This window comes from Aphanizomenon sp. UHCC 0183 (assembly GCF_009712065.1).
Lineage (GTDB): Bacteria > Cyanobacteriota > Cyanobacteriia > Cyanobacteriales > Nostocaceae > Dolichospermum > Dolichospermum heterosporum.
This window is the reverse complement of the sequence record NZ_VILC01000003.1, coordinates 42,188-51,717: the sequence shown is the minus strand read 5'-3', so window position 1 is coordinate 51,717 and position 9,530 is coordinate 42,188. Positions and strand designations below refer to the sequence as shown.

Below are 9,530 nucleotides of genomic sequence, written 5' to 3'. Positions count from 1 at the left end.
AACGCTTACGCAATGAAATTGTGTAATTAATTCTGTCTCACTACTTAAAGTATTTGATTATGGAGGTAATTGCTGAAAATTTAGAAAAATTTCCGATTTTATCCCGTATTATTACAGACAAGCATATATCATAATAATCAACTCTTTAAAAAAACTTCTCAGGTGCAATATGAGTTCAGAATCCCATGTTAAATTCACAATTACTCTTTTCAATCCAGATTTCGATGCAGAGGAGCAGGAACGGGAAACACGAAATCTGCTGGGAGAAATTAAAGACTTAGATGTGGAAAGTGCTGGATTTGTAGAAGTGACAGAAATACCAGAAGGAGCTAAATCTGTTGGTGGTTTTTTAGTCGGGGCTTTGCAAGCTGAGGTCACTATTAGTAATTGTTATAAATTGTTGGCATGGTTGGGCAGCTTGGGTAACAAAAGTATTGAATTGGAAGTTGAATTCAACGGAAAAAAGGTGAAAGTGAAAGCCAATGGTCAGAAAGAACTAACAGCAGCACTGGAATTAGCACAAAAATTTATTGCAGGTAACTAAGAAATTACACAATATAAGGAAAGAATAACGAGATGGCGAAAATAGCCCTACTCATAGGAGTTAGTAAGTATGAGCCTGGTCTTACCCCGTTACCAGCAGCGACAAAAGATGTTGAAGCCATGCGGCAAGTTTTGGAAAACCCAGAAATTGGCGGTTTTGATGAGGTCAAAGTGCTGGTAAATCCTCCACGACAAGAAATGGAAGAAGCCATCGAAATGTTGTTTGATGATCGTCAAAAAGATGACCTCTTGCTACTATTTTTCTCTGGTCATGGCATTAAAGATGAAGAGGGTAATCTTTACTTTGCTACTCACAACACTCGTAAAAATTTACTACAGTCTACAACAGTATCAGCTAAAGTTGTCCATCAAGTCATGAAAAATAGCCGCTCTAAACGCGAGGTGGTGATTCTTGATTGTTGCTTTAGTGGTGCGTTTGGTAAAGAGTTATCAGCGAAAGGTGATGGTTTTGTAGATATCAAAAATCAATTGGGTGGAGAAGGGAGGGCTGTTCTCACTTCTTCAAGTTCCACTCAATATTCCTTTGAACTGCAAGGGGCAGATACCTCAACTTACACCCGCTACATAGTTGAGGGGCTGAAAACTGGTGCAGCAGACCGGGACGAAGATGGTTCGATTTCCGTTGATGAATTGCATGAATACGCCAAAAGTAAGGTTCAAGAAGCCACTCCAGGAATGAAACCGGAGATATATGCTGTCAAAGAAGGTTATAAAATTCAGCTTGCTAAAGCACCTATTGATGATCCCAATCTCAAATATCGTCGAGAAGTTGAATATTGGGTAAGGGACGGTGAGATTGATAATCTTGGTCGTATTACTTTAGATAACCAAAAAAAAAGATTGGTACTAACACCTGACGAAGCGGCGACTATAGAGGCTGATGTTTTAAAACCTTATCAAGACTACAAAGAAAATTTACAGGAATATCAGAAAGCATTTCTCCAAACAATTAAAGGTAAATTCCGTGTTAGTGATAAAACTCGTGCTGAATTGAAACGTCTTCAGCAAGTGTTAGGACTTAGAGATGAAGATACAGCCAAAATAGAAGATTCTCACAAAAGAAAACTTAATCTAGGTAATCAATTTATAGGAATATTGAGTCTAGGAATTATTAGTTTTGCGGTAGCATGGTATATTAAGCCGGATAAAGAATGTCTTCCATGTAAGTTACCTCCAATAAAAATTACCAACCAATTTGCACAAGTCCACAATGTACCTAAAGGAAAATTTAAATACGGTGGCAGCACTTCCTGGAGTTTTATATACCCAACGTTAGAATCAGAAATTAAAAAGACTCATCCTCAATTTGATATCAACATAAGAAAGGAGTTCGTAAAAGGTTCTGGAATAGGTATTGAGAAGTTAATAGATGGTGAACTGGATTTTGCTCTATTATCTCGTGATGTTTCCTCTTTAGAGAAGGACAAAGCTGGAAAAAAGTATTTTAGTCTTAAAGCAATTCCGGTTGTTAAAAGTGGTGTAGCAGTAGCCGTTAACCCCAAATTAGAGATCAATTCTCTGACCAAAGACCAAGTAAGTGAAATCTTTAGTGGAAAGATTAACAACTGGAGACAGGCTGGTAATCCAGCAGATATCCCAATTAAGCTTTATGAGCGTGGTAATAATTTTATAAGCATGAATGAGTTTAGAAAAAGTTTAGGAATTATAGCTTTTGATGACAAAAATATTAACTATGTTAATACAACTAATGAAGGACTCCAAGAAATCACTAAAGAACCTGGGGGAATCTTTGTAGGACCTATCTCAGATATAGTACCACAGTGTGGAGTTAAGACTTTACCTATTATTAATAAGGGTAAAACTTTCTATCCATACCAACAACAAAACTTCGTGTCACCTGCTGAATGTGGACCTGGCAAGCGTAATAAGGTTAACATAGAAGCGATTTATAGTGGTGAATATCCACTCCCTGTTGATTTTTATGTAGTGGTTAAGGAAAATGGTCAAGAACAACAGCAAGCTGGTGAAGCGTATGCAAATCTACTTCAGACAGAACAAGGTAAAAACATGATAAGACAGCTTCAAGAAACTGGAGGTCTCTAACTAGTTGCTAATGCTTCACTTTGGTGAATCTTAATTTTACAACTTTACTAAATAGCAATTACAAATTATCCCTAACCCAATTCCTAAAATTCCGCATAGCCTGACTTCTCCCAATAGTCAAACACTGCTGCACATACTCATTAACTAATTCAATAATTGGAATATTAGGAAAATTAGGACTAGATGAAGATTTTATATATTTCCCTTCCCGTAACAAGAAAATCTCCAAACCTTGTTGTTGATATCGCCAAAGTTCAGGAACTCCCAAAATCTCATAATTGTCAAATCGAGTCCGAGAAGTAATATCAATTTCAATAGCCAAATCTGGTGGTGGATCTATATTTAAATCAATCCGATTTTTGCCAATTACAGCAGCTTGATTTTGAATATAAAAACTCGTATCTGGTTCTACCGCCTGTCTCATTCTCTCATTTTTAAGTGTCGTAGAACCAAAAGGCTCAAAATCAATTTCTAATTTATCTAATAAAATTCTGACTAATTCACCAAATATCTCTTTATCTTTTTCATGTTCAGGTAAAGGAACCATAATTTCTAACCAACCATCACTATAAGAAATACGTGCTGCACGTTTTTCTCCCATTTCCTCCAAAATCTTTTCTAACTGCTGCCAACTAATATCCTTAAGTAACATTTGTTGACCTGGATTGACAATAATTTGTTGCAGTTCTAAAAGCATATCGCCTCAAAGATTATCCAATTTTTTAAGAATTATCTTTCTTTATAATACGATCGCTCACCCCTAGAATTGGAATTTCCTGTAAAATCAACATCTGAGAACCGTTAAACAGGAGAAACCAGGCGTGCCTACACTCGGTGTTAATATTGACCATATCGCTACCATCCGCCAAGCACGGCGCACAGTAGAACCAGACCCCATAGCAGCAGCAGTATTAGCAGAATTAGCAGGTGCTGATGGCATTACCGCCCATTTGCGCGAAGATAGAAGACATATTCAAGATAGAGACGTGCGACTATTGCGGGAAACGGTGAGAACCCATTTAAACCTAGAAATGGCAGCAACAGCAGAAATGTTAGCCATAGCCCTAGATATCAAACCCGATTATGTTACCTTAGTACCGGAAAAGCGGGAAGAAGTAACAACAGAAGGTGGGTTAAATATTGTCGGACAAATTGCTAGAATAGGAGAGATAGTTGATAAGTTGCAAAATTCTGGCATTCCCGTAAGTTTGTTTATTGATGCCGAACCACCACAAATCGAGGCATCTGTCAAGGTAAAAGCCAAATTTATTGAACTGCATACAGGACAATATGCGGAAGCCAAAGACGAAACAACTCGCCAAAAAGAACTAGCTTTATTAGCCCAAGGCTGTGAACAAGCCATTAAAGCAGGTTTACGGGTGAATGCAGGTCATGGACTCACATACTGGAACGTTTACCCCATTGCTGCAATTCCAGGCATGGAAGAACTCAACATCGGTCATACTATCATTAGTCGGGCAGCTTTAGTAGGTATAGAAAGAGCAGTTCGAGAAATGAAAGAAGCAATGCGGGGTAATTGGTAATTGGTAATTGGTAATTGGTGATTGGTGATTGGTAATTGGTAATTGGTAATTGGTAATTGGTAATTGGTAATTGGTGATTGGTGATTGGTAGTTGGTAGTTGGTAGTTGGTAATTGGGAAATATATTCCCCCTACCTTTTGCCTCTTTGGACTAGTAGTTCGTCAAATTTATTTTGACGGGTAATGATCGGAAAAAACTTCTGTTCTTCCATCCCCCACATCCCCCACCTCCCCCACCTCCCCCACCTCCCCCACATCCCCTACCTCCCCTACCTCCCCCACATCCCCCACCTCCCCCACCTCCCCCACCTCCCCCACCTCCCTGCTTGACAGACTACTAGAGGGGTTATAGCTGCGTAATTCCAGAAAATTAGAGTCACATTTGGAAACTTCAACCTACTATGAATTCTCAACAGTCTAACAACTTGCCCCTATGGGTACAAGATAGAGACAAGGTAATTGCAGCCAGCACTGATGCTCAATGGCGCAATCAAAAATCTCCTGACTATAGCCGTTCTCAGCAAAACCTAGCAAAAGAGAGTATCCACCATCATCTCGAAGGTACACTAGAAGCTATAGTTGAAAATCTGGTGAGAACCTTTGAAATGGAAGTGTCATGGAAAACTAACCCCGAACAGTGGTTATCTATCGTCAATGACAAATTCCGGGTAACAAGCAATGGTGGTCAAGAATACACCGCCGCCGAGTTAGGTAAATCAGGTACTTATAATTTATTTATGGCTGATTCTGAACATTACAAAGCTTCAGAGGAAAGTTTTGAATCATCCCATGATATCTTTCATAGTACCTTTCCTCAAGGATTTCCCTGGGAAGTATTGGCGGTTTATTCTGGTCCTCCCAATGTTACATTTAAATGGCGACACTGGGGACATTTTCAGGGTAAGTATAAAGATTATGCACCCACAGGGAAAACAGTTGAAATTATCGGTATGAGTGTTGCTCATGTCACCGAAGATTTAAAAATTGTTTCCTTAGAACACTATTTTGATAATGCCCTATTTTTAGAAAGCCTGACAGCAGGTGGCAAACTAGAAAATAGTGAAAATAAGAGCGGTGGTTGTCCTTTTGGTTCTTGGTTTCAGGGATTAAAGAAAAGTTAATCGCTCAGGGTACAGATTCAACACTGTACCCTAAAATTATAGCAGATCCCCGACTTCTGTTTTCATGATGTTAATAAATGATGAATTAATACTAGAAGTCGGGGATATTACCGCAGTAACCTAAAATTATAGATTAGTCAGCAAGCAAAGAAAATGCAAACATACTATTACGTTTTGGCCAGTCAACACTTTCTTATGGAACAAGAACCAATAGACGAAGTTCTCAAAGAACGGACTCGTAACTATCATGAACAAGAAAAAGAAATTGATTTTTGGTTAGTTAAGCAACCCGCTTTTTTAGAAACACCAAAAATGGCAGGTATTAAAAAGAAATGTCCCCAACCTGCGGCAGCCATTATTTCCACCAATTCGCAATTTATAACTTGGCTAAAACTGCGGTTAGAGTATGTGATTACTGGAGAATTATCCGCCCCTAGCGACACTATACCAAATCCATTAGCATCCCTTACCACAACTTCTTAATAGGGAACAGAGAACGGGGAACGGGGAACGGGGAATATATAAGAATTTCACCTCTTCCCCAATGACCAATGACCAATGACCAATGACCAATTACCAATGACCAATGACCAATGACCAATTACCAATTACCAATTACCAATGACCAATGACCAATGACCAATTACCAATTACCAATTACCAATTACCAATGACCAATGACCAATGACCAATTACCAATTACCAATGACCAATTACCAATTTATGCAAATATTAACAATCTTACCAAGTGCCTTATTACTAGCAGTTACTCCCTTAATTAGCAATATCAATCCTGTTATTGCTCAACAAAATCTTACTAATTGTCAACCACCAAATGCGGGAGAATATTTATTATTAGTAGTAAGTCCCACAACTGAAAATCAAAAGCAGTTGCGTAGTGCATTACCGACTGAATTAAAAACAGTTACTTGCAAATATAATAATCAAACAGTAACGCGAATTGGTGGGTTTAAAAATATTGATGATGCCAATCGCTGGGCAAGGTATATTCAGAATATAGTTGGTTTATCTGCCATTATCACCACTCGCGCTACCCAACAAGCACCTCAACAAGCACCTCAACAAGTACCACAAACAACACCAAAATTACCAACTTCAAAAATTAGCTATAACCCCAAAATATTAGGGGAAGGTTATGCAATTCTGGTTGATTATTTTAACCGTCCAGAAATGGTTAGTAGCCTGCAAAAATCCGTAGGAGGTGATGTGGGTTTTGTCTCCTATGGACAACGCCCTTACCTGTTGGCAGTTTATACTACCAACCAAAAAGAAGCATATAATACATTACAAAAACTCAGCGAAAGCGGATTTGTAGCCATATTAGCAGATGGTCGGAAAGTAGTTTTACTGCGCTCAACCGTCCGTTAAGAGTTAGTTAACAACTGACCACTGACGACTGACAACGAACAACCGACTAATAAACAGCCCGTGCTAACCAAGAAATAGCTACACCCAAAACTGAACCAGCGATAACTTGAACTGGTGTATGTCCTAATAATTCCTTGAGACGGTCTTGAAAAAAGTCCGGTTTTTCATGGAATAATTCATCAATCATTTGATTGAGGATTTTTGCTTGCTTACCAGCAGCTTGACGCACTCCAGCGGCATCATACATAACGATGATAGCAAAAACTGTAGCTAGAGCAAATTCTGGAGATGCCCAACCTAAAGTTTGGCCAACACCGTCTGCTAGGGCTGTTACTAGGGCTGAATGGGCGCTGGGCATACCTCCAGTAGTTACTAAAACACGCACGTTTAATTTACGATGTTTGACTAACTCAACGATAAGCTTTAATCCTTGAGCTACAAAACAAGCTACAAGCGCAACCAGCAGCACCCGGTTGTTAACAATTTCGCCTATGTCCTGCATGGTATTTTGGTGAAGTTAGTAAGTGTAAGCAGTGATTGTATGGAGGAAAAACGGCAGTAGAAGCCAAAATTTAGTTAAAATCCACAATTGGGCTTAGTTATTGCGGTTGATGATAAAGTGAGCGAGCGCTTGCAAAGGAATGGCTTTTTCACCATAGGATTCTAATTCAGCACAAGCTTCAGCAACCAGTTGTTGGGCTTTGGCGCGAGATTCTTCAATTCCCCACAGACTAGGATAGGTAACTTTCTGGGCTGTGAGGTCTTTCCCAGCGGTTTTACCCAACTGCTCTTGGGTAGCAGTGATATCTAGAATATCATCAATGATTTGGAAAGCCAGACCAATATTTTGAGAATAACGAGTTAATTTTTGCACATCTTCAGCGGATGCACCAGCAATAATTCCCCCACAAACTACGCAAGCTTCTAACAGGGCTGCTGTTTTATGATTATGAATAAAATTCAGGGTTTCTAAGGAAATATCGGATTTACCTTCGGATTCTAAATCTACTACCTGACCACCGACTAAGCCAGCCGCGCCTAATGCTTTACCCAGACGAATGATGACTTGTAATACTCTATCTCTGGGTACATTTGCAGGAGTTTGGGCGGCTACGTGTTCAAAGGCTAAAGCCAATAAACCGTCTCCTGCCAAAATAGCGACATCTTCACCATAAACTTTATGATTTGTGAGTTTACCGCGACGATAATCATCATTATCCATTGCGGGTAAATCATCATGAATCAATGACATGGTATGGATCATTTCTACGGCACAGGCTGTAGGCATGGCCATTTCTATTGTGCCACCAATCATGTCAGCAGTAGCGAGACAGAGAATAGGACGAACTCGTTTACCTCCAGCTAAGAGTGAGTAGCGCATGGCTTCATAAATCTTTTCTGGATAAACGACGGTAATGGAATTGTCCAAAGCCTGTTCGCAAAGCTGTTGTCGTTCTTTGAGATAGGTAGCGAGGTTAAAACTAGCCGATTCTGATTTTTTTGGGGTTTCCAATCTTTTATCCGTTGCTACCATGCTTTGTATTCCTCTTGACTTTTGAAAATATTGGGTTGTTTGTGATCTATGTACCAATTTTACGGGGGTTTGGGGCGGAAACACTCACAGGATTTTAGATTTTGGATTGAAAATCTTAAAGAGTTTCAAGTCCCCGAATTTGTGCGGGGAATAAATCTAAAATCCGCTGTTGATTCCCGTTGTACTGAGGAATCATGAATATTCATAAAAATTATTTCTCAGTTGCCTGTTGTTTGTAAATAGCTAGAAACAGTATTTTGCAATAACATGGCTACTGTCATTGGACCGATACCACCAGGAACAGGAGTAATATATTCTGCCACATTAGCGATCGCTTCAAATTGAATATCACCAACTAACCGACTTTTGCCATTACTATCTGTAACCCGGTTTATTCCTACATCTACCACAATTGCGCCCGACTTTACCATATCAGCACTAATCATGCCGGGAATACCGGTGGCAGCAATCAAGATATCAGCATTTTTGGTAATATCTTGTAAATCCTGGGTTTTAGAATGGGCAATGGTAACTGTAGCATTAGCTTCTAGTAGCATCAAAGCCATCGGTTTACCTACTAAAATACTCCGTCCTACAACCACAGCTTTTTTGCCCTGTAAAGGAATTTTATATTCTGCTAACAATCGCATCACACCGGCAGGAGTACAACTGCGTAAACCTGTTTCACCTCGCACCAGTCGTCCTAAGTTCACGGGGTGGAGTCCGTCAGCGTCTTTATCCGGTGCAATTTGATGTAATAGACTGACAGCATCTAAATGATTGGGAAGGGGTAACTGGACTAAAATCCCGTCTACTCTTTCATCTTCGTTGAGTTGGGCAATTACTTCCTCTAATTCAGTTTGGCTGGTTTGGGTAGGAAAGTGGTTACCGAAAGAGGCGATTCCGACTTTAGCACAGGATTTTTCTTTGTTACGAACATAAGCGGCTGAGGCTGGGTTATCTCCCACCATTAATACCGCTAATCCAGGCGATCGCCCAATTTTACCTTGTAATTTGCTAATTGTCTCACTAAGTTCTTGCTGAATTTTATCGGCTAATGCTTTACCATCAAGGATTTTGGCGGTTTGTTTCATAAGGGAAATAGGTGACAGGTGACAGGTGACAGGTGACAGGTGACAGGTTACAGGTTACAGGTTACAGGTTACAGGTTACAGGTGCTACGCCACGGTGACAGAATAAAAGGCAAAAGTGAAGATAAATATTTTCTTTAGCCCCTTTATTTGCTCTACCTCCCAGTTTATTCATTTTCTCATTTTCCCAGTCACCTAAAATTTAATTTTTAAAGTAAAATATT

10 protein-coding genes are annotated in these 9,530 nt (G+C 39.5%); 6 read left to right on the top strand and 4 right to left on the bottom strand.

The features are described from left to right. The first annotated feature begins 169 nt into the window (after positions 1-169). Positions 170-544, top strand: coding sequence for a hypothetical protein (locus FJR37_RS01470; protein WP_168465100.1), 375 nt, complete (start codon positions 170-172; stop codon positions 542-544). A 32-nt stretch (positions 545-576) separates the two neighbouring features. Next, the gene (locus FJR37_RS01465) at positions 577-2,628 is read left to right on the top strand and encodes a substrate-binding domain-containing protein (protein WP_168465099.1); all 2,052 of its coding nucleotides are present in this window, start codon (positions 577-579) and stop codon (positions 2,626-2,628) included. 58 nt (positions 2,629-2,686) lie between these two features. Here the strand turns inward: FJR37_RS01465 and FJR37_RS01460 are convergent, their stop codons facing one another. After that, positions 2,687-3,325, bottom strand: coding sequence for a Uma2 family endonuclease (locus FJR37_RS01460; protein WP_168465098.1), 639 nt, complete (start codon positions 3,323-3,325; stop codon positions 2,687-2,689). A gap of 124 nt (positions 3,326-3,449) precedes the next feature. On the opposite strand from FJR37_RS01460, the gene FJR37_RS01455 reads away from it, so the two are divergent. The 4 genes from FJR37_RS01455 to FJR37_RS01430 all read left to right on the top strand — a co-directional run bounded on the left by FJR37_RS01455 (position 3,450) and on the right by FJR37_RS01430 (position 6,681). Then, complete coding sequence (locus FJR37_RS01455; RefSeq protein WP_168465097.1) at positions 3,450-4,172, top strand: pyridoxine 5'-phosphate synthase; 723 nt, start codon at positions 3,450-3,452, stop codon at positions 4,170-4,172. A 400-nt stretch (positions 4,173-4,572) separates the two neighbouring features. Beyond that, positions 4,573-5,292: an ester cyclase gene (locus tag FJR37_RS01445; RefSeq protein ID WP_168465096.1), complete on the top strand. Its 720-nt coding sequence runs from the start codon at positions 4,573-4,575 to the stop codon at positions 5,290-5,292. 153 nt (positions 5,293-5,445) lie between these two features. Continuing rightward, entirely contained in the window at positions 5,446-5,775 is a 330-nt protein-coding gene (locus FJR37_RS01440) for an MgPME-cyclase complex family protein (RefSeq protein WP_168465095.1), read from the top strand. 240 nt (positions 5,776-6,015) lie between these two features. Then, positions 6,016-6,681 carry a hypothetical protein gene (locus FJR37_RS01430; protein ID WP_081424348.1) on the top strand — a complete coding sequence of 222 codons (666 nt, stop codon included), beginning with the start codon at positions 6,016-6,018 and terminating at the stop codon, positions 6,679-6,681. Positions 6,682-6,727: 46 nt separating this feature from the next. On the opposite strand, the gene FJR37_RS01425 is transcribed toward FJR37_RS01430, so the two are convergent. From FJR37_RS01425 to folD, 3 genes are all read right to left on the bottom strand, one after another. Beyond that, a complete protein-coding gene (locus tag FJR37_RS01425; RefSeq protein ID WP_015079166.1) occupies positions 6,728-7,183 on the bottom strand; it encodes a divergent PAP2 family protein in 456 nt (151 codons plus the stop codon). Positions 7,184-7,276: 93 nt separating this feature from the next. Beyond that, entirely contained in the window at positions 7,277-8,215 is a 939-nt protein-coding gene (gene crtE / locus FJR37_RS01420) for a geranylgeranyl diphosphate synthase CrtE (protein WP_053538324.1), read from the bottom strand. A gap of 218 nt (positions 8,216-8,433) precedes the next feature. Further along, positions 8,434-9,309 (bottom strand): bifunctional methylenetetrahydrofolate dehydrogenase/methenyltetrahydrofolate cyclohydrolase FolD, encoded by an 876-nt coding sequence (gene folD, locus FJR37_RS01415; RefSeq protein WP_053538325.1) that lies wholly within the window; start codon positions 9,307-9,309, stop codon positions 8,434-8,436. Positions 9,310-9,530 lie beyond the last annotated feature (221 nt).